Annotated in this window: 15 protein-coding genes; 1 reads left to right on the top strand and 14 read right to left on the bottom strand. The window is 76.4% G+C overall.

What is annotated here, in order from left to right:
• A partial coding sequence (locus GPA02_RS18810; RefSeq protein WP_476692240.1) for a fibronectin type III domain-containing protein occupies positions 1-634 on the top strand: 634 nt, incomplete at its 5' end.
• 4 nt (positions 635-638) lie between these two features.
• On the opposite strand, the gene GPA02_RS11410 is transcribed toward GPA02_RS18810, so the two are convergent.
• The 14 genes from GPA02_RS11410 to GPA02_RS11345 all read right to left on the bottom strand — a co-directional run bounded on the left by GPA02_RS11410 (position 639) and on the right by GPA02_RS11345 (position 21350).
• The gene (locus tag GPA02_RS11410) at positions 639-2846 is read right to left on the bottom strand and encodes a transglutaminase-like domain-containing protein (RefSeq protein WP_156200113.1); all 2208 of its coding nucleotides are present in this window, start codon (positions 2844-2846) and stop codon (positions 639-641) included.
• Positions 2843-4003: a DUF58 domain-containing protein gene (locus tag GPA02_RS11405; RefSeq protein ID WP_204986588.1), complete on the bottom strand. Its 1161-nt coding sequence runs from the start codon at positions 4001-4003 to the stop codon at positions 2843-2845. The genes GPA02_RS11410 and GPA02_RS11405 overlap by 4 nt, the downstream gene beginning before the upstream one ends.
• A 34-nt stretch (positions 4004-4037) precedes the next feature.
• On the bottom strand, positions 4038-5009 hold the full coding sequence (locus tag GPA02_RS11400) for an AAA family ATPase (RefSeq protein ID WP_156200111.1): 972 nt from the start codon (positions 5007-5009) through the stop codon (positions 4038-4040).
• Positions 5006-8158: a fibronectin type III domain-containing protein gene (locus tag GPA02_RS11395; protein WP_156200109.1), complete on the bottom strand. Its 3153-nt coding sequence runs from the start codon at positions 8156-8158 to the stop codon at positions 5006-5008. Before GPA02_RS11395 ends, GPA02_RS11400 begins: the two co-directional genes overlap by 4 nt.
• Positions 8155-12540 carry an FtsK/SpoIIIE domain-containing protein gene (locus GPA02_RS11390; RefSeq protein WP_156200107.1) on the bottom strand — a complete coding sequence of 1462 codons (4386 nt, stop codon included), beginning with the start codon at positions 12538-12540 and terminating at the stop codon, positions 8155-8157. The genes GPA02_RS11395 and GPA02_RS11390 overlap by 4 nt, the downstream gene beginning before the upstream one ends.
• Positions 12541-12702: 162 nt before the next feature.
• A complete protein-coding gene (locus GPA02_RS11385) occupies positions 12703-12975 on the bottom strand; it encodes a hypothetical protein (protein ID WP_156200105.1) in 273 nt (90 codons plus the stop codon).
• A 96-nt stretch (positions 12976-13071) separates the two neighbouring features.
• Entirely contained in the window at positions 13072-14151 is a 1080-nt protein-coding gene (locus GPA02_RS11380) for a hypothetical protein (protein WP_156200103.1), read from the bottom strand.
• A gap of 132 nt (positions 14152-14283) precedes the next feature.
• Positions 14284-14568, bottom strand: a complete 285-nt coding sequence (locus tag GPA02_RS11375) for a hypothetical protein (protein ID WP_156200101.1) — start codon at positions 14566-14568, stop codon at positions 14284-14286.
• A 444-nt stretch (positions 14569-15012) separates the two neighbouring features.
• On the bottom strand, positions 15013-15852 hold the full coding sequence (locus GPA02_RS11370; RefSeq protein ID WP_156200100.1) for a hypothetical protein: 840 nt from the start codon (positions 15850-15852) through the stop codon (positions 15013-15015).
• Positions 15853-15921: 69 nt separating this feature from the next.
• Positions 15922-16389 (bottom strand): HNH endonuclease, encoded by a 468-nt coding sequence (locus tag GPA02_RS11365; protein ID WP_156200098.1) that lies wholly within the window; start codon positions 16387-16389, stop codon positions 15922-15924.
• Positions 16390-16765: 376 nt separating this feature from the next.
• The gene (locus GPA02_RS11360) at positions 16766-17623 is read right to left on the bottom strand and encodes a hypothetical protein (protein WP_156200097.1); all 858 of its coding nucleotides are present in this window, start codon (positions 17621-17623) and stop codon (positions 16766-16768) included.
• An 84-nt stretch (positions 17624-17707) separates the two neighbouring features.
• Positions 17708-18649, bottom strand: a complete 942-nt coding sequence (locus GPA02_RS11355) for a hypothetical protein (RefSeq protein WP_156200095.1) — start codon at positions 18647-18649, stop codon at positions 17708-17710.
• Positions 18650-18737: 88 nt separating this feature from the next.
• Positions 18738-19202 (bottom strand): hypothetical protein, encoded by a 465-nt coding sequence (locus GPA02_RS11350; RefSeq protein ID WP_156200093.1) that lies wholly within the window; start codon positions 19200-19202, stop codon positions 18738-18740.
• A gap of 102 nt (positions 19203-19304) precedes the next feature.
• Entirely contained in the window at positions 19305-21350 is a 2046-nt protein-coding gene (locus tag GPA02_RS11345) for an elongation factor G (protein ID WP_156200091.1), read from the bottom strand.
• Between the last annotated feature and the right edge of the window lie 66 nt (positions 21351-21416).

Genomic DNA, 21416 nt, shown 5'->3' with positions numbered 1-21416 from the left:
CGCCGCGGTCGCGCCGTCGGTGCTCGCGCACGTCGCGTCCCGAGGCGACTCGGAGCCTGCGCCCGCGCCCGCCGACGCCGACCACACCGGCGTCGCTCCCGAGCCCGACGGGCCGGAGGGCCGCGCGCCCGGCCGCGCTGCCGCCGAGGCCGAGGAGCCCGGCGGCGGCACGTGGCGCCGGGTGGCGGCCTTCATCGGCGGGGCGCTGCTCGTCGGCGCCGCGATCGGGGTGGGGTCGGCGTTCCTCCAGCGCGGGGACGACGACCCGGCGCCGCCGGCCACGCAGGACAGCGGGCCGGTGCCGCAGCACACCGGCGACATGCCGTCCGACCCTCCGGACGTGCAGGTCGTCGCGCCCGCCCGCTCGCCGCGTCAGCTCGTCATCGACCGTGACCACGGGACCTCGGTCGAGCTCTCCTGGACCGAGCCCGAGCAGCCGGTCGACCTCTACGTCGTCGTGCGGCCGGAGAGCGCGGACGAGGTCGGCACGCCGGAGGAGCTGGGTCACGTCCGCCCGCCGCTCACGCAGACCACGATCGAGGGCCTCGACCCCGACGGCTCGGACTGCTTCGCCGTCATCGGCATGGCGCTGGACGAGCGTGAGACCGGGGTCTCGGAGATCGTCTGCCGCTGAGGGGTCAGCGGCGCCACACCCCGGGCGAGACCCACCACAGCAGCCGCCGCACCCGCGGCGCCTGCCGGCGCAGGCCCGCGGCCACGGAGCGGCCGCTCGCCCAGGCGGACCGGGCGTCGCCGTCCGAGGCGGCGCCGGGCGGCGCGAACGCGCTCGCCTCCGCGCGCTCGGCCAGAGCCACCGCAGCGGAGGCGACGTCGTCGGGCAGCGATGCGGCGAGCGCGGTGGCGGTGCGGCCGGGCGCGGGCGGTCGTCCGGCGAGGCGCATCGCGTCCTCGACGTGCGCCCACGCACCCGGGTGCCCGGCCGCGCGCCAGCGGGCGGCGCGCGCCGCACGCGCGACGCCGAGACCCACCACCCCGAGCACGGCCAGCGCGAGCAGCGCCCATGCGAGCGCGGCCGGCACGGGTGACCCGGTCGCCGCCTCCTGCTGCGGCTCCACGACCTCGCGGTCCTCCTCGATGCCGGGGTCGGGCTCCGGGTCGTCGCCGCTCTCGCCGCCGGCCTCGGGGGTGGGCAGGTCGGTGGACGTCGCCGCGTCCGGGCTGGGGTCGACGGCGACCCATCCGATCCGCGACAGGTAGACCTCGGCCCACACGCGCGCGTCGTCGCCGTGGACGACGACGGAGCCGGTGCCCTCGTCGTCGGGCAGCTGGAACCCGACGACGAGCCGCGTCGGGATGCCGACGGTGCGGGCCAGCACCGCGAACGCGGCCGCGAACTGCTCGCTCGTGCCGACCTGGCCGCCGTCGGAGGGGTCGGCGGCGAGGAACTGCACGAGCCGCGCCGAGGAGGAGCCGGAGCGGGCGCCGTGGTCGAGCACGCGCTCGGCGCCCGTCGCGCCGACGCGCTGCTGGTCGGTGCGCACCGCGTCCGCCAGCCGGGAGACCTGCTCCCACCGGTTGGACACGCCGGCGGTCACCGCCTGCGCCAGCTCGGCCAGGCCCGGGTGCACCCGCGGCAGCGCGAGGTAGCGCTCCATCTCGGCCGCCTCGGGCACGCTCGCCCGCCCGATCGCCTCGGGTGACGCCGCGTTGATCGCGCTCGTGATCGTGACCGTCGGAGGGTCGGCGGGGTCGGCGCCGGCCCAGCCGGCGGGGAGCACGAGGGTGCCGCTGTCGAGGTCGAGCAGCGCCTGCGCACCCTCGACGGCGGTGACGGCACCCGCGGCCGGCAGCCAGGCCTCGCCGTAGCCGTGCGGGGTGACGGCGTAGGTCGCCGTGCGGGTCGCGGTCGCCGGTGGGGTGTCGGGGGTGGCGACGACGCCGACCGGGCGGAGCTCGGCGTCGAGCGTCCACGCGACGCCCGTGTAGTCGGGGAGCACCGCGAGCGCGAGCCGCTCCGGCAGGTCGCCCGCGACCGCCGTCACGGTCATCATCTCCTCGGTGGGGCGTTGCGCCCACACGGCCGCCTGCGGCACGGGGTTGGCGGCGTCGGCGGGCAGCTGCGGAGGCGGCACGAGGGTGCGGGGCTCGAAGGACCGCGCCGTCGGCACCACCACCGCGCAGAGCGCGAACGTCGCGACGACCGCTGCGGCGACGGCGGGCAGCAGCACGCCACGGCGCGAGCGTGACGACCGCGTGCGCCGGGCGGTCGCGGCACCCGTGGTGGGCGCCGGTCGGGGGCGACCGGCTGGCAGCAGCACCCAGCCCAGCAGCACCGCGAGCGCGGTCGCGACCGCCGCGGTCCCGAGGGCGTCGCCGCGTCCCGCCGTCAGCAGCGCGCCCGCGGCGTGCAGGACGACCGCCCCGAGCAGCGGAGCGACACCCGCGCGTGGCGAGCGGGTCACGGCCACCGCGACCGCGAGCGCGACGAGCCACACGAGCAGCGCCGCCGGCACGAGCAGCGACGGGTCGGCGGGCGCCGGGCGCGGCGCGGTGAGCAGCCGGGGCACCGCGTCGACCAGCGGACCGAGGAGCGTCAGACCCGGGCTCGAGCGCCACGCGGGCAGCGCGCCGCTCACCGGGTCGACGCGATCGGCGAACGTCAGCGCGACCACGGCGCCCACGGCGACCCCCGCCGTCGCCACGCTCCAGCGCGGCACCCGGACCGCGGCACCGAGGGCAGCGAGCCCGAACGGCAGCACCACGCAGGCGGCGAGCACCGGCAGCGCCCACGCCGCGGCGTAGCCGGCCGCCAGCGGCGGCAGCGCGGTGAGCAGCACGAGGGCGGCCCACAGCACGGGCGCGACGGAGCGCGCGGCGCGGCTCACCGGGCCACCGCCGAGCGCCAGGCGTGCACGAGGTCCTCGGCGCGGGGACCGCGCAGCACCGTCACGCCGCGGGAGGCACCGACGAGCTGCTCGGGCGCGGGGTCGACGACCGCGACGACCCCGACCGGCGCGGCCGCGGCGTCGGACAGCAGCGGCGCCAGCGCGGCACGCGCCCCGCTGATGACGACGAGGATGTCGGGCGCCCCGCTGAGCAGGTGCGCGCCGGTGCCGGGCCCGGTCGTCGGCTCGGTGCGGGACAGCCGGCCGAGCAGCTCGGGGTCGATGCCGACGACGGCGGTCGCCGGCACGGCGGTCGCGACGTCGAGGCTGCCGCTGGTCGTCACGACGCGGCTGGGGCTGCGGCTCTCGGCAGCCGTCGCCACCAGCGAGGCGGCGACGTCGACCGCCTCCTCGAAGCCGTCGCCGTCGTAGGAGTCGGCGCGGTCGTCGAGGACGACCGTGAGGTGCGGCGCGGAGGGGTCGGCGTCCTCGCGGACCATGAGGGTGCCGCGGCGGGCCGACGTCGCCCAGTGCAGCCGGCGCAGGTCGTCGCCCGGGAGGTACTCGCGCAGCCCGGTGAGGTCGGTGCCGCCGTGGGCGATGCGCTCGTCGGCGCCGACCTGCCCGCGGCGGGTGCCGGCGGGCAGGCCGAGCGCGTCGAGCACGCGGGGCTCGACCAGCACGGTGGTGGTGTCGCCGTAGGTCTGGCGCACCTCGGCGAGGTCGGCGAGCGCGAACCGGTGGAGCGTCAGCGGCCCGAACGAGATCTCGCCTCGCCGCTGGGTGGGGATCGGCAGGTCGGTGGTCTCGGTCGCGCCGGGTACGAGCCGCGGCAGGTCGAAGGGAAGCTCCTCGCCGCCGACCCGGTCGTGCCCGGCCGCGGTGACCGGCAGCCAGGTCGAGGTGTTGCGGACGACGATCGTCGCGGAGCAGTCCGCGAGCCGCGGCACCCGCAGCGGCCGCACGGTGCGGCGCACCGAGACCGGCACCGGCACCGCGACGCCGACGAGGGCCGCGAGCAGCGCGAGGGCGAGCGCCACCCCCAGCCCGACCAGACCCGGGTAGGACGCCCAGCCGCCGAGGGCCAGCAGCGCGACCGCGCACACGAGCACCGCGACGCCGCGGCGCGTCAGCCGCAGCCCGGCGAGCGCACCCACGGTCAGCCCTCGGCCGCGGCCGTCGTCCGGCGGCTCATGCCGGGACCGGGCGGGGCGCCTCGACGCTCTCGACGACGTCGGCGACGATCCGCGCGGGGTCCTCGCCGGCGAGCAGCGCGTCGCGGGTGGGGATGAGGCGGTGCGCGAGCACCGGCTCGGCGAGGCGCTGCACGTCCGACGGCACCACGTAGTGCCGCCCCTGCGCCGCCGCGAAGGCCTGCGCGGCGGCGACCAGACCGCGCAGCGCGCGGGTGCTGGCGCCGAGCCGCAGCCGCTCCTCGGTGCGGGTGGCCGCGCCGATCGCGCGGACGTAGCCCAGCAGCGGGTCGGCGACGTGGATGTGCCGTAGCGCCGAGCGCACCGCGGCCACCCGGTCGGGGTCGGTGACCTCGCGGACCTTCTCGACGACGCCGGCACCGCTGCCGGGGCGGAGCACCTCGATCTCGTGCTCGGGGTCCGGGTAGCCGAGCGTGACTCGCATGAGGAAGCGGTCGAGCTGAGCCTCCGGGAGCCGGTAGGTGCCGTCGAGGTCGACGGGGTTCTGGGTCGCGATGACGACGAACGGGTCGGGGACCGCGTGACCGACGCCGTCGACGGTGACCGTGCGCTCCGCCATCACCTCCAGCAGCGCCGACTGGGTCTTCGCGGCTGCGCGGTTGATCTCGTCGGCGAGCAGCACGTTCGTGAACACCGGTCCGGGGCGGAACGTGATCTCCCCGCTGGCGGGCTCGAAGACCGCGGTGCCGGTGATGTCGGCGGGCAGCAGGTCGGGCGTGAACTGGATGCGGCGCGAGCTGCCGCCGACCGCCGCCGCGATCGAGCGGGCCAGCGTCGTCTTGCCCGTCCCGGGCACGTCCTCGAGCAGCACGTGACCGCCCGCGAGCAGGCACGTGACCACCAGCTCGACGACCGCGCGCTTGCCCTGGACCGCCTCGCTGACGGCGTCGACGACGTCGGTGTGCAGCAGCCGCACCTCGGCGACCTGCTCGGGGGTGGGGGTGCTCATCGGCGGCCGTCCCTCTCGGTGGTGGCGTACGGGGTGGGTGCGGTGGCGTCACGGGGCGTCTCGAGCACGCCCCGGCGGCGCAGCTCGCGCAGCGCGCGCATCGTGCCGGCGCCGAGCAGCATCCCGACCCCCGCGACGAGCACGGGCGGGTTCGGGACCTCCGGCGGCGTCCACGGCAGCGGTTCGACGTCGACGTCGGGGTCGGTGGGCAGCGAGACCGGGTCGTAGCAGATGCCGCCGGGGCTCTCGCAGTAGCCCCACTGGTTGCGGGGCGGCGCCTGCTCGCTGGCGGTCGCCGAGGTGGCGGAGCCGGTGCCGCCCGTCGCGGTCATGTAGGCGCTCACCGTGCGCCCCTCCGGCGCGGCGTAGAACGCGACGGACCCGCCCGCCGAGCAGGAGATCGTGCGGGTGTCCCAGGCGCCGCTCCCGAGACGGCTGTACAGGGTGCAGGTCCCGTCGTAGGTGCCCCACCCGGACGCCGGTGCGTAGGTGACCGTCATGGGGATCTCGCGGTCGTAGAGGTTCGGTGCGCTCCAGTCGACGCGCAGCACGGCGGCCCCCTCCTGCGGCTGCGGCACCGCCGGGGTGCCGCCCGCGGACGGGACGGTGGTGGCCGCCGGGCCCTGGCCGATCGCGTTGGTCGCGCTGAGGCTCACGTCGAAGTCGGGGACGGTGATGACCTCCTGGCAGGGGTCGCAGCTCACCGTCTCGGTCCACGAGGTCTGCCCCGGGCCCACGCTGATCACACGGCCGTCCCAGACCAGCTGGTAGCCGGTGAGCGGGGAACCGCCGTCGGCGGGGGCCGTCCAGGTCACGGTGTTGGTGACGAACGGCGGCGACTGGGTGGTGGTGGCCTGCAGGTTCGTCGGCGCGCTCGGCGCGGTCGCCATGACGACGGCGTTGCTCGGGGCCGACGTCGCCGACTGCCCCTGCCAGCGCGCCTCGACCGTGAACGTGTAGCTCGCGCCCGGCGTCACGTCGACGTCGACGCTCGTGCCGCTCGTCGAGACCGTCCCACCGCCCGGCGAGGGCGTGACGACGTACTCCTCGGCCGCCGGTGCGGACGGCGCCCACGTCACGCGCACGGTGTCGCCGTCGACCTTGGTGGCCGTGACGCCCGACGGCGCGACCAGCGTCGCGGTGGTCGTCGTCGGGTCGGTCGTGGTCGGCGGGTCCGTGGTCGTGGGCGGGGTGGTCGGGTCGGGCGTCGGGCACGCGTCCGCCACCCGCGCCGACGTCGCCGTGTGCTCACCCGCGTCGGGGTGGACCGCTGTCACCTCGACCTCGATCGGGTCGCCGCACGCGACGTCGGGCAGCACCGCGGTGGTGACCGAGCCGGCGAGCGTGACGCTGCGGCCCATGCCGGTGACGACGTAGCGCTCCGGGGCGATCTCCGGCGCCGTCCACGCCACCGCCACGTCGTCGCCGTCGCGCTCGGCCGTGACGCCGCTGGGGGTGAGCTGCTCTGCCGCCGGCGGGTCGACGCACGCCGCGGTGTCGACCGTCGCCGTGCTGCCGACCAGGCGGCCGTCGTGCTCGGCGTAGACGGTGACGGTGACCGTCGCGCCGCAGGTCAGGCTCAGCGTCACGCGGTCGGCGTCGGCCGGGACGCGCTGGTCGACGCCGTCGGAGGTGCTGACCAGGTAGCCCGTCGGGGGCTGCACGGGAGCCCGCCAGCGCACCTCGACACGGCCGTCCTGCTGCAGCTGCGCCCGCACCACGGTCGGGGCGAGGTCCGGGTCGGCCGTGTCGCCACCGCCCGGGGTGCCGCCCGAGGGGTCGTCGGACGCCCCGGTCGCCGGCGCCGTCGGCTCGCCGCCGCCGGGCTGCTCGCCCGAGCCGGTGGGCCGGTCGGTGGCGTCGGGGGTCGAACCGCCCGACGGCGTCGCGCCCGGGTCGACCGACGGCGGGTCCGGCTGCTGGACCTGGATCGGGTCCTGCGTCGGCGGCGTCACCGGTGTGCTGGGGCCGGACACCGAGATCGGCGGCAGCGGCTGCTGCTCGTCGCCCGGCTCGACGGTGGGCACCTCGGCGCCGCCGAGGTCGGTCACCTGCGTGCTGCCGTCCTGCTGCACGAGCACGATCCGGCCGTCGTCGGGGTCGTGCACGACCAGCCGCCCGTCGTCGACCACGAGCACCGGGTCGCCGCCGCCCGGCACGACGATGTCCGGCGCCGCCGTCGCGCCGCGCTCGTCGAGCACGAGCACGCGGCCCTCGCCGCCGCACGGCACGTAGACGCGCCGCTCGAACACCGCAGGCTCCAGCGGGCGGGCGCACGACAGCCCGCCGACGTCGACCGTCAGCAGCTCGCGGCCGCTGATCATGACGACGAGACCGTGATCGGCCGCCGACGCCGGCGCGAGGTCGGCCGGCGAGGACGCCGCCGCCATCACCTGGCCCTGCAGCGCCGGCACCTGCTGCACGACGTCGGCGCCCGCGCCGACCTGGAGCACCGCTCCGCCGTCGGGCGCGAAGACCGTGACCCCGCTGCGGTGCGGCACCAGCCGGGTGCCGGGGCCCGCCGCGGCGATCGGACGCTCCAGCGAGACCGAGAACTCGCCGGCGCCGTCGACCCAGTCGAGCTCGCGGAGCGTGCCCGAGGTCGTCACCAGCCACACCGTGCCGTCGGCGTCGACGACGACGTCGCTGAGGTCCTCGCCCGCCCGGTAGGGGGAGCCCAGGCTCGCGAGCGTCAGCGGGTCGACGACCTGCACCAGGCCAGGCGAGAGCTCGGCGAGCAGCACCCGCTCGCCACCGATGAGCACGACCGTCTCGCCCTGGGTCTGGCGGCCCTGCCCCACCAGCAGGCCCGCGAGGTCGATCGGTGTGACGACGCCGGTGTCGAGGTTGGTCACCACGAGGAACCCGTCGGCCTGCGTCACCTCGGTGCGGCCGCCGTCGGTGTCGACGACGAGCCGGACCTCCGGCTGCCCGGTCGCGGGGTTGATCTGCACGACGGTGCCGTCGTTCTCGGGGAGCCAGGTCTGCCCGTCGGACATGTCCATGACCGACGCCGCGACCCCGTTGCCGACGACGGCGCCCACCACGAGCAGGCCGCCCGCCGCGGCGACGCCGGCCTCGACCATGCCGCGCTCGCGGCCCGCGCGGCTCAGCCGGCGGCGCCACCACGGCGTCCTCTTGGCGCTCACTGCACACCCCCTGCGTGACTCGCCGATAGTAGTTGGACGACGTTCGTGGCCCCACCGGTCACGAGGAGAGCTCTGCCCATGCCGGTCAACGGCTCCGCGGAGTGCATCGGCACCGTCACCGACGCCAGCGACCCGTCCGACATCTCGGGGGCGACGAGCGCGACACGGCGGCCGCGCCGCAGCGCCTGGGTCAGGCCGGGCACGTGCTGCCGGGTGCGGGCGTCGTCGGAGTCGGTGACGCCGACGACCGCGACCCGGGGCGTCGCGGTGAGCGCCGCCGCCAGCGCCTCGATCGCGGCGCGCTCCTCGCCGTTGCGCTCCCATGCGCGCTCCCACTCGTGGATGTCGTCGACGAGCACCAGGTGCCAGTCCTCGTCGCCGGGCGGGATGAGCGCCTGCGCCCAGGCGGTCGCGGCCGCCGGGTCCGTGACGACCTCGTCGGCGACCTGCTCGGGCTCCACGAGCCCGTCCGGCCCGACGACGGCGCCCGCGCGCGGCGCGACCAGCGTCACCCGCGCGGGCGGGCGGGCGGAGCGACGGGCGACCTGGCCCAGCCCGAGCAGCGTCGAGGTGCGGCCGGTGCGGGCGCGGCCGGCGATCAGCAGCGGCCCGTCGAGCAGCGACAGCGTCACCGCGCCGACGTACCCGTCCTCGACGCCGACGCACACGTCGTCGCGCTCGGGCGCCGGCGCCAGGTGCTGCGGCACCCGGGTCGGCATCGCCGGCACCGGTGCGACCGGCTCGCCGTAGCGGTCGGCGACGACCGCGCACAGCTCGTCGAGCCGTTGCGCCTGCAGCGGTGTGCCGGCGCCACCCACCGTCGCGACCTGCACCTCGTCCTTGCCGACCAGCCCGCGACCGGGGACGGTGTCGCCGTCGAGCACGGCGGGGACGCCGAGCATCGCGTAGTCGTCCGGCACGGTCATCCGGAGCACCAGCCGCTGCCCGAACGTCGCCTGGATCGGCGACGTGATGCCGGTGCGCTGCGGGCTCGTGGCGGTGACGTGGATGCCGCAGCGGCGGCCCTCCTGCAGGATCGTCACGAGGTGCTCGGCGTGCTGACGGCGGACCGGCCCGCCGCCGTCGAGGGTGTCGAGGACCGCCGGCAGGTTGTCGATCAGCAGGTGGATGCGCTGCAGCGGGACGCCGAGCGCGGCCAGCGCGTCGACGTCGGCGGCGCCGCGGGAGGCGAGCAGCGCGTTGCGGTCGGTGACCGCGCGGGCGAGCATCCGCAGCAGCCGGAGCATCCGCTCCTCCTGCTGCTCCGGCACGACCGACCCGACCGAGGGCATCCGCTCCAGCACGGTCAGCGCACCGCCGCCGGCGTCGATGGCGTAGACGCACTCGGGCACGTCGGGGACGTCGGCCCCGGCGGTGCCACCGGTGGCCGTGGCGGCCGCGGCGACCGTCCGCAGCAGCTCCGACTTGCCCGATCCCGAGGCGCCGTAGACGAGCAGGTGCCCGCCGCGGGCGTAGTCGACGACCCACGGCAGCTGGCTCTGCTCGGCCGGCCGGTCCACGAGCCCCAGCGCGAGCCGGCCGCCGCCGGGCTCGACCGTGTGCGACTCGGAGCGGGTGCCCGCCACGAGCGCCTCGTCGCGCGCGCCCTCGCCGAGCACCAGCCGGCCGGGTGCCGCGCAGACCATCGGGACCTCGTCCGGCAGCGGCGGCAGCCACGGCTTCCTGGGCGCCGGGCGGCCGCTGCGCAGGAACGCCGTCGAGGCCGTGTCGACGATGCGTTCGAGGTCGCTGCGCGGGTGCACCCGGGCGGTGGCCCCGGCGTGCGCGAGCTCGCGCGCCGTGAACGGCGTGATGCGGACCCGGCCGCCGTCGGCGTGGACCTCCTCGTGGGCGCCCACCCACGCGACCTGCACGAGCTCGCGCGTGCCGTGCCCGGTGCGGCGCAGCCACGCGCGGCCGGGCGTCCGGCGCGAGATGTGCGCGGCGTCCGGGGCGTCGATGACGTCGACCGAGTCCTCCGGGGCGGCGACCCGCAGCGCGATCCGCAGGTCGGTGTTGGCCTTGATCTGCGGCGTCACGACACCCGCGGGACGCTGCGTCGCGAGCAGCATGTGCATGCCGAGGGAGCGGCCGCGCTGCGCGATCGAGACCATGCCCTCGACGAACTCCGGCACCTCGGCCAGCAGCGCGGCGAACTCGTCGACGCAGATGAGCATGCTCGGCGGCGCCGCCTCCGGGTGGCTGCGCTCGAGCGCGAGCAGGTCCTTGGCGCCGTACCGGGCCAGCAGGTGCTCGCGCGCCGTGAGCTCGGCGTGCAGCGAGGTCAGGCAGCGCTGCACGAGCGCCGGCGTGAGGTCGGTGATCAGGCCGACGGCGTGCGGCAGCTCCGCGACCTCGCGGAACGCGGCCCCACCCTTGTAGTCGACCAGCAGGAAGGTGATCCGCGACGGCGGGTTGTTGGTCGCGAGCGAGCACAGCAGCGACTGCAGCAGCTCGGACTTGCCGGCGCCCGTGGTGCCCGCGACCAGACCGTGCGGGCCGTCCTCGCGCAGGTCGATCGTCACGACGCCCTCGCCGCCGACACCCAGCTGGGCGCGCAGCCCCGTCGACGTCGCCCACCGCTCGAGCAGGCGCTCGACGTCGTCGGGGTCGGCCAGGTCCCCCGAGAGGCCGGGCAGCCTCACGACCCCCGGCAGCATCGACTCCGCCGCCAGCACGGCCGCCTCGTCGCGGTAGCCCGACAGCGCGCGGGCCGCCCGCCACACCTCGGTGAGACCGAGCGCGTCGGTGCTCGTCAGCTCCTCGACGCCGCCGCGGTCGCGGTGCTTGATCTCGCCGCCGCGCAGGTCGACGGCGGTGACGGTCGCCGACGGCACCGTCTCGACGTCGGACCCGATCCACAGCAGGTGCAGCCGACGCTCGACGGCGTCGGCCGCGACCGCCTCGACCAGCCGCCGCGGCAGCCCGGCGCTCTCGTCGACGAGCACGAGCGTGTGGGCGGTGCCGCCGTCGGCGCTCGCGAGCTCCTCCAGCAGGGCCTGACCCTCGCCGGCCCCGACGCCGACGCAGGCGAGGCCGCCGTTGCGCGGGGTGGCGTGCGGCAGCCACCGCAACCAGGACTCGACGTGGGCGCGGTCCGGGCCGAGCGCGGCCGCGAGCTGCAGGTCGGTCGGGGAGTGGGTGACGGCGAGCCGCAGCACGGTCGCCCGCACCCACGCGTCGACGGCGTCGGCGTCGCCGGTGACCGCGGCCAGGCCGGTCTCCGCGAGCCGCAGCGGCACCGGCATGTCGGCGAGCGTCGCACGCTCGGAGGTCGCGCGCGCGAGCTCGGCGCGCAGCACACGGTCGCCGTGCGTGACGGGCTTCGCCGTCACGAGCGCCGGCCGGGGACCGCGGCCGGCGCGCACGGCGAGGAAGTCCTCGCTGTCGGGGCGGCGCACCCACAGCCGGTGGTCGCGCGCGACCGCGCGCGAGAGCACGACGTCGAGGTCGGGCTCGTCCTCCTCGGCGTGGGCGCGCTGGTGGGTCGCGGCGGTGTCGAGGGTCGCGAGCACCGCGCGGACGTCCTCGCGCCAGATCGCCGTCTCGCGGGCGAAGTCGCGTCGCACGGTGCGCCGCTGCATCACCCAGGTGAGCAGCATCATCGAGGGGAAGCCGAGCATGAACACCAGCGACAGCGGGCTGCGGGTCCACGCGAACATCGCGCCGCCCATGATCACCGGCATCAGCATCATCGGCCACGACAGCGGGGTCGGGCGCGGCGAGCCCGGCGGCTGCGGCACGTCGAGCTCGGCCTCGGCGACCGCCTCGCCGAACCGCGGCGGCCGGAGCACGCCCCGCTCGCGGGCCGCCTCGCCGTCGCCGGGGTGGAGGACGACGACGGTGCTGCCGAGCGTGATCCGCTCACCCCAGGCGACCGGCGTCGAGCGGGTGATCGTGCGGCCGCCGACCACGGTGCCGTGAGCGGAGCCGACGTCGAGCACGACCGGCGTCTCGGCGAGCAGCACGCGTGCGTGGCTGCGGCTGACCAGCGGGTCGCGCAGCCGCAGCCCGGCGGTGGGGCCGCGCCCGATCGTGAGGGAGTCGCCGGTGATGTCGGCGACCGCACCGGCGTCGGGGCCGGCGACGACGTGCACGGTCGCGCGCGGGCGGCGGCGCGGTCCTGGCCGCGTCCGCCAGTCGGCGGGCACCGAGGCCACCTCGAGCACGTCGCCGTCGCGCAGGCCCGCCTCGGCGAGCGGGGTGTCGGCCGGCCAGCTGCGACCGTCGGTGGTCGGGGCCAGCAGCAGGCCCTGGCCGCCGAGGTGCTCACCGAGGCCGGCGGCGAGGTCGGCGACCGTCGAGCCCTCGCCCGCGTCGACGACGACGTCGACCGGCGCCAGCCGGCTCTCCGGCGTCGGCAGCACGCTCAGTCGCCACATCCTCGGTCCTCCTCCTCGTCGGTGCTGCCGACGCTAGGCGGCCGCGGCCGCACGGGCCAGGGCGTGCGGGGTGGAAGGTTCCGCCGCGTGACCGGCGGGACGGTGGCCGGCACGACGAACGGCCCGACCCTGGGGAGGGCCGGGCCGTGCGTCGGGGTGGCGTCAGCTGGAGGCGTCCTCCTGCGACTGCGCCTGCGCGTAGATCTGGACGCTGTTCTCACGCAGCGCCGCGACCACGGACTGCAGGGCAGGCACGTACTGGCCGCTCCAGTCGCCCTTGAAGCGGGTGGCGTCCGGGCCGTACCAGGGCGTGCTCTCGAGCATCCCGGTGAGCCGGGTCGTGAGGGTCTCGATCTCGGTGGCGTCGCCGTCCATGCGGGCAGCGAGGTCGCGGCCGGCCTGGATGTCCATCCCGTAGACGTTCGCGGTGGTCATGCTGTCGTTCCTCTCGGTCGGTGCTGCGGGTGCAGCGGGGTTCGGTGGTGCTGTCGGGTCGTGGGGCGGGACCGGCGGGCCGGTCCCGGGCGAGGGTCAGAGCGCGTCGTCCGGCACCTCCTCCTCGTCGTCGGGCTGCAGGCCCGTGGCGCGGAGCGCGGCGAGGGCGGCCGTGCCGACCCCCGCGAGGCCGAGCGGGGCGGCGAGCATCGCCGCGCCGGGACCGCCGGCGGCGCCGGCCGCCAGGGGCTCGACGGCTGCCACCGAGCCGGTGCCCACCCCGCCGGTCGGCAGCGACGACACGGGCCGCGAGCCGAGCGGGGAGCTGTGCACCGTGCCGTGCGACGACGTCGCACCGCCCTCGGGTGTACCGGCGGTCGAGCCGGGAGAGCCGCCGCCGGAGCCGAGAGAGCCGCCGGTCGGGCCGCCGGAGCCGCCGCCCGAGCCGCCGACGGGCGTGCCGCCGGACGCCGGCGTCGTCGCGCCGCTCGAGCCGAGGGCGCCGGTGCCGAGGCTGCCGGTGCCCACGCCCGTGGCGGTGCCGCCGCCGGTGGGTGCGTCGCCGATCGAGGTGCGCGTCCAGAGCCGGCCGTCCGCCCCGATGCCGGTGACCGTGGTGACGGTCCCGCCGCCGGTGAGCGGCGCCGTCGACCCGGGATCGGTGCGGGTGATCGGCGTCGTCGGGGCCACCGAGGTGCCGCCGCCGGTGCCGGTGCCGCCCGGCTCGGTTCGCGTGACCGGCGTGCTGGGCGCCGTCGCGCTGCCGCCGCCCACCTCGGCGCCGGTGCCCGGGTCGGTCCGGTGGATCGCCGGGTCGGGGCAGTCGAGCCGGGGCGGCAGCACCGGCACGGGTGCCGGCGCCGGTGGCGGGTTCCACGCCGTCGCGGGGATCGAGACCGGCGGGGCGTCCTCGGACGCGTCCTTCTGCTTGCGCGAGGCGAGCTGGAGCAGGCCGCCGAAGATCCGCAGGCACCTCGCGATGTACTTCACCCAGGGGATGACGACGGCCTTGAGGTACGCCGCGAGCGCCGCGGCGAACCCGGTCCAGCTCATCGCCTCCAGGGCCGCGACCAGCGCCTCGAGTGCCCGGGCGACGTTGTCGGCGAAGTCCGCACCCTCCATGCACCGGTTCGCGGTCCTGTCGAGGCCGTCGACGTCTGCGCCGTGGAACGACACCTGCCCCACCTCCTTCGTTCTCGTGTCGGTCGTGCTGTTCGTGCTGCCGTCGGGGTCGACGTGGCGTCGACGCTAGGGACGGGTCGGCCGGCGGCTCCAGCCCCGCGGGGGTGGAAGGTTCCGCCGACCGGGCTAGGCGGAGGCCTGGTCCTGCAGGTCGGCGCGGCGCCGCATCTCGGCCGCGTTGCCGCGCAGCGTGTCCGACGCCTCCTGGATCTGGGGCCGCATCGAGCCGTCCCAGTCGGCCTTGAAGCGCTGGGCGCCCGGGCCCAGCCACAGCACCGACTCCATCAGCGCCCCGATGTCGTTCACCAGCGCGCCCAGGTTCTCGGCGTTGGCGTCCATCTGCTGCGCCTGGGTGCGGGTCTCGGTGGTGTCGAGCCCGTAGAACGTGGCGCGGTCGTAGCTCTGGGTCATCGCGTCCTCCTCGGTCCGTGCGATGGCTCGGACGCTAGGCACCGCACGACTCCCAGCACCACCGCGCCGGGGGTGGAAGGTTCCGGCACGTCGGCGCCAGTCGCCGGCGTGCGGACGTGACCGCAACGGCACGAACGCCCCGCGCGGAGGCCTCCCCGGCGTACAGAAGTGACCCCAGCGGCACGAATGCTCCGCGCGGAGGCCTCCCGGGCGTACCAAAGTGACCACAAGGGCGCGAATGCCCGCGGACGCCACTCGCTGAGCTACCGCCCCCCAGTGTCGCGGCACGAACGGCCCCGCGTTCTCCTCCCCGGCGTACAGAAGTGACCTCAGCGGCACGAATGCCCCGCGCGGAGGCCTCCCGGGCGTACCGAACTGACCGCAACGGCACGAATGCCCCGCGACCCCACGCCGTCGTCCGCGGCCGGGGTGCGCGAGCCCGCCTCAGGCGGTGGGGTTGAGGCCCGCGCCGCGGGCCTGGGCGTCGAGGACGGCCTCGAGGTCCTCGGTCGTGACGAGCGACGTCTCCGCGGCGCGGCGCCCGACGGCGAACCGGACGTTCTGGACCCGGCCCTGCGTCACCGTGAACGGGTCGTCGGCGGGTCCGAAGGCGAGCCGGGCGATCGCGCGGATCGCGTCGTCGACACGTTGCGCGCGCTCGAGGTTCCACGCGTGCCCGCGCCACGCCAGCACGCGCTCGTAGATCTCCCGGTTCGACGGCGGTCGCGGGTAGTCGTCGGCGCCGCTCAGCCACGGCTCGGCGAGCGCGAGCGCGACGTACCACTCGCGGGACCACCGCTCGAGGTGCGGGGCGTCGGTGGTGGGGTCGCCGTCGGGGTCCTGGTCGGGCGCGAACGTCACCGGTGCGACGTCCGCGCCCTCGCGCACCTCCTCGACGTCGAGGACCAGCACGAGGTCCGCGAACCCGGCGGCCTCCTCGCGGCCGCGCAGCAGCAGCAGGTGGTTCTCGCCCTCGTCGAGCAGCGCCGCCATCCCGGTGGCGAGCGCGACGCGGCGGGCGCCGCCCGGGGCGTCGAAGAGGCTCGACAGCTGGGCACCCGTCGAGCCGTGCCAGCGCAGCCGCGCCACCTCCTCGCCGACCGCGAGCTCGCCGACCAGGCGCGAGACGTGCGCCGCGGCCCGCGGCAGCGCCAGCGCGGTGGTCCGCAGCTGGGCGTCGACGTCCGGCAGCGCCACGTCGGGCGCCCGCCCGAACAGCATCGACTCGCCGCTGCCGAGCACGACCGTGGGCACACCGCGGCCGCGCAGCGTCACCCTGAGCACCCGGCCTCCCCCGTCGTCGGTGCTGGCAGGCTAGCGGAGCCGGGACGGGCGCGGGAGGGCGCAGCGGCGCTAGGCGACCGCGTGCCGCCTGTGCACGGTGCGCGCGCCGGGCTGCGTCGGCGCCCACAGCAGCGGCATGCCCGCCTCCTCCGGGGTGCGACCGCCCTTGCGCTCGTTGCACGTGCGGCATGCGGCGACCGAGTTCGTCCAGGTCGACGGGCCCTGCTGGCAGCGGGGCACCACGTGGTCGATCGTGGTGGCAGGGCCGCCGCAGTACGCGCAGGTGTAACCGTCGCGGCGCAGCACACCCTTGAAGGAGTACGTGGCGGGGACGGTGCGCTCGTAGCGCCAGCGGGCGTAGACGTAGCGGACGAGCTCCACCGAGCGGGGCCGCTGGTACGGGCCGAACGCCTCGCCGTCGACGGCCTCGAGCACCCGGGCCACGCCGCGGTGCAGCATCGTGATCACGTGGCGCAACGGCTTGACGTCGTGCACCTCGACGCCGCCCGCGTTGTAGATGAGGACCATCGCGGCCATGCCGCACCTCCCTCCGCTCGCCAACGGTATGGCAGCGCCGGGCTGCCGCGGTGGCGACGTGCCGCACGACGCCACCGGTTCAGATCGTCGCTGCCGCCCGCCCGCACCGCAACGGGTTTGAGCCGCGGCGTCCCGTCGGAGCCCTCGCGCCGGCAGCGCGGCGTGCGGCGGCCGCCGCGGCACGACGTGCGGTGGAACCGTGGGGTGGCACGAACAGCGGTGAAACCGTTGGGTGGCACGAACAGCGGTGAAACCGCGGCGTGGCAAGAAGTGCGGTGAAAGTGGGGGGTGTTCCGAAGTGCGGTGAAAGCGGGGCGTGTTCCAAAGTGCGGTGAATGTGGGGGGTGTTCCAAAGTGCGGTGAAACCGGGTGGGGCTCAGCGGCCGCCGCCGTCGGGGTCCTCGTCGCCGCCGGTAAGCACGTCCCACGCGCCGAGCGCGAGGTTCCCCGGCACGAGCGCCATCCCGAACGCCCCCAGGGTGCGGAAGGCCTCGTCGTTGCGGCGCTCGACGGCGTCGCCGTAGCGGGTGCCCTGCATGCCCTCGTAGGCGAGGCCGCCGGCCGTCCACCCGACACCCCAGGCCGCGCCGACGGCGGGGCCGAGCGCTCCGGCCGCGAGCCCGCCGGCGCCACCGGTCGCCTGCACCGGGTCGCCGCGCACGAGGCCGGCCGCGGTGTCGTAGACGTTGAGGGCCGACCCGAGCGTGCGGGCCGTGCCGACGACGGCGCCGACGCCCGGCCGGGCAGCGCCGACGAGCGAGCTCACCAGCTCGTACTGGCCGCGCGTCATCGACAGCGCGGGTCGACCGCCGGCGGCGGCGACGGCCGCCACCTGCGCCAGCTCCAGCCCGTTCGCCAGCACGTCGAGGAGGAGGCGCGCCCGCTCGCCGAGCGAGCGCTCGGTGCCCGCCGCCGGGGCGGCAGCCGGGGCGGCGGGGGCCGATACCGCTGGCGCTGCCGCTGTGGCCTCGCTCGCCTGCTCCTGCTCGCGCGCCTGCTCGAGCACGTGGCCGGCGGCCTCGGCGAGCGCGCGCGACGTCGCCCGCACGTGCGCGAGCTCGGCGACCTCCCACCGCTGCCGGGCACGGTCGGCGTCCGGGCCGTGCCAGCCCAGCTCGGCGAGGCGCTGCTGGGTGCGCAGCCCGGTGCCGAGCGTGACCTCGGCGAGGGTCAGCATCTCCTCGGCGAGCAGCCGCAGGGCGTCAGGGTCGGCGCCGTGGGTCACCGCGGTCATGGTCTCCTCCTCGTCCGGGTGCCGCCATCGTCGGCGCCCGGACGGCGATGGAGAAGCCGTGGCCGGGTGGAAGGTTCCGCCGTGTCAGCCCTGCGGGGCCCAGGCGCAGTGCTCGTCGGCCGCCGAGGTGCTCAGCGCGCCGTCCCGCAGGAAGGTGATCCCCGCGAACCGCCAGCCGTCGAGGTCGCCGTACCAGGCGTCGCTGTCGCTGCTGAGGAGGTCGATCGTCTCCTCCGAGGCCGGCGGCTCGACCGGCCCCAGACCGGGTGCCACCACCGCCTCGTCCAGCGGGAACGGCCCGTTGTCCTGCACGTCCTGCTCGTGCTCGCCCTCGGAGCTCTCGCTGCCGATGCCGACGCACAGCCCGCCCCAGAACCGGCCCGGGTCGATCTGCACCGGCCACGGGTCGCCGTTCTCGTCGTGCTCGACGACCACCGTGCGGTCGGCCTCGACGGTCGGCGTCGCGGCGCACTCCGCCCCGAGGTCCATGATCAGCCGGTCGATGCGCACGCCGGGGCCGTCGCCCGCCGGCTCGACCGCCTCGACGGTCGCGACGCAGCGCGCCTGGTGCGCGATCGCGTACGGCATCTGGACGAGGTCCGTGCCGTCGTTGAGCCACACGAACCAGCTCGTCCAGGGGTAGCCGCCGAGCTGCTCCTGATACGTCAGCGGCGCGACGACGTCCAGGTCGTCGTCGCCGTCCATGTCGACGACGACACGCTGGGCCTCGTCGTAGACCATCGGCCCCTCGCCCGCGAGGTCCCACTCGCCCTCGGCGACGCCGTCCTCCAGCGGCACCTCGAACGGCGCCGTCCAGGCGTCCTCGTAGGTCCACACCCGGTTGCCGAGGTCGACCGTCGTCGGGTCGAGCGGCTCGGGCGTGGTGGGCTCCTCGGTCTCGGTGGGCCCGGTCGGCTCCGCCGTGGGCTCGGCGCCGGTGGGCTCCGGGTCCTCCGGCCGGCACGCCGATGCCGTCGTCAGCAGGGTGGCGAGCGCCGCGAGCGCGGCGACGACCGGTCGTCTCATCGATCTCCCCCTCGTGATCGTGACCGAGCCTCGTGCCCGGCCGGTGCAGCGGTCCGCGGCGCGGCGAGCGCCTCCTCGGCGCCCCCCGTCAGACGAGGTCGAGCAGCGCGATGACGGCGGCGAGGACGATGATGCCGCCGACGATGCCACCCGCGATCGCCCAGGTCTTGCCCCACCCCCACCGAGCGATCTTCACGCCGCTGGCGGCGAGGCTCTCCTCCCACCACTGCTGCGGCGGCACACCGGTCGCCGCCGCGCGGCGGGCGTAGGCGTCGGCGGACTCGTGCGGCTCGGGCGCCAGCATGCTGCCCAGCAGCGACAGCTTCACGGGCTTGCCCTCGACCGGCTTGATCACCAAGCTCGCCTGGTTGGCCGTGTAGCTGGTGACCGCCCGCAGCCCGGCGGGCGGCGTGTCGAGCACGACGACGGGCGGCTGGCCCGGCGGTGTCTGCGTGACGCGGAGAGTCCCCTGCGGCGTCCACTCGAGCGTGGCGGGCGTGATCTGGAAGACGGTGGCACCCATCGTGTGGGCGGTGACGCGGACGGGTGTCATGGTTCTCCGGGCGCAGCGGGCGGCGTACCCGACAGGACTAGCACACCGGCCGGGGCCGCGTCGCGGCCGGGTGATGGGGAGATGTCTCCGCCGCGACCGCTCTCAGGCCGGCAGCAGGTGGTCGGGCAGCACGTCGTAGTGGTCGTGGGTCACCGTGAAGGTCCCGCGGCCGCCGGTGAGCGAGCGCAGGTCGATGACGTAGCGCCGCAGCTCCGACGCGGGCACGAGCGCCTCGATCTCGTGGGTGCCGTCGTCGAGCATGTCGGTGCGCTGCACCCGCCCGCGCCGCGCCGCCAGGTCGGCCAGCACGTCGCCCTGGTGCCCCTCGGGCACCCGCACGACCAGCGCCGAGATCGGCTCGAGCACCACGGTCCCGGCGGCGGCGAGCGCCTCCTTGAGCCCGAGCGCGGCCGCGGTGCGGAACGCCATGTCGGAGGAGTCGACGGAGTGGTACTTGCCGTCGACGCACTCGACCTGGACGTCGACCACCGGGTGCCCGTGCGGGCCACCGGCACGCATCGCCTCCTCGATGCCCTTCTCGACGGCGGGGAGGTAGTTGCGCGGGATCGCGCCCCCCACGATCTTGTCGACGAAGGTGAACCCGCTGCCGCGCGGCGCGGGGGAGACCCGCAGCTGCGCGACGGCGAACTGGCCGTGGCCGCCCGACTGCTTCTTCAGCTTGCCCTCGGCGCTCGCGGGTGCCTTGATCGTCTCCCGGTACGGGATCCGGACCTCTTCGGGCTCGACGGCGACGCCGAACTTGCGCGACAGCCGCTCGATCGCGACCTGGACGTGGGTGTCGCCGCTGCCGTGCAGCAGCACCTGCCCGGTCTCGGGCTGCGTCTCCACCCGCAGCGCGGTGTCCTCCGCGACGAGCCGGCGCAGCGCGTCGGACAGCTTGTCCTCGTCCGACGGGCTCGCCGCCCGGACGGCGATCGTGTAGGCGGGCGGGGGCGGCGGCGCGCCGGGCAGCGCGACCGGCCGACCCGGGCGTGCGAGCAGCGTGCCCGCGGGGGAGCCGGTCAGCTTCGCGACCGCGACCAGGTCGCCCGCGGGTGCCGCGCTCGCGACGAGGTGCTCCTTGCCGCGCAGCCGGAACGGCCCGTGCAGCCGCTCCTCGGCGCCAGTGGCGGCGTTGGTGAGGCGGTCGTCGGGTCGCAGCGTGCCCGAGAGCACCTTGAGCAGCGAGATCTGGCCGACGAACTCCTCGGCGATCGTGCGGAACACGTGCACGAGCGGCTCGCCGGCGGGGTCGGCCGGCACCTCGGTCTCCTGACCGCCCACCAGGATCCGTGCCGGTCGGGGCGGGGGCCCGAGGCGCACGATCGCGTCCGCGAGCTTGTCGACACCCACGCCGGTGACCGCCGAGCCGACGAGCACCGGCACGATCGCCCCGGTCAGCACCTCGTGCGCGAGCGTGCGCTCCAGCTCCGGGGGCGCGGGGACGTCGCCCGCGAGGTACCGCTCCAGCTGGTCGTCGTCGTCGGTGACGACGTCCTCGACCAGCGCGTCGTGGAGCTCGTGCTGCTCCGAGGCGAGGTCGGCCGGCGGCTCGATCGGGTGGGTGGTGCCGTCGTCGTCGTAGGCGGTGTCGGTGTCGGTGAGCAGGTCGGCGACGCCGTGGAACGCGGACTCCTCACCGATCGGCAGCTCGAGCGCGTGCACGGCCGCACCGAAGCGGTCGCGCAGCTGGTCCAGCACGGCGTGGAAGTCGGCGTTCTGCTTGTCCTCCTTGGTGACGAACACCAGCCGCGGCACACCGGCCGCCTCGCACGCCGCCCACGCGCGCTCGGTGCCCGGCTCGACGCCGTCGGTCGCGCTGACGACCAGCAGCGCGAGATCGACGACGTCCAGCGCGGACGTCGCCGCGGCCACGAAGTCGTCGTGACCGGGGGTGTCGAGCAGGTTGACGCGGTGCGCGACGCCGTCGACGGCCCAGTCGAAGGGCGCGACCGCGACCCCGAGCGACATGCACCGTCGCTGGGCCTCCGGCTCGGTGTCGCACGTCGTCGTGCCGTCCTCGACACGGCCCATCCGCCCGATCACCCCGGCGCGGTGCAGCAGCGCCTCCACCAGCGTCGTCTTGCCCACGCCGCCGTGCCCCAGCAGCGCGACGTCCCGGATCCGTTCCGTGCTGACAGCGTCCATGCCCAGCCCACCACGACTCGACGAAGGGGAGGTCTCGAAGGCTAGGGCATCGGTGCCACGGCGGTC

The organism is Actinotalea caeni (assembly GCF_009733795.1).
Lineage (GTDB): Bacteria > Actinomycetota > Actinomycetes > Actinomycetales > Beutenbergiaceae > Pseudactinotalea > Pseudactinotalea caeni.
Note: the sequence above shows the minus strand (reverse complement) of the source record. Positions and strands in the feature narration are given on the sequence as shown.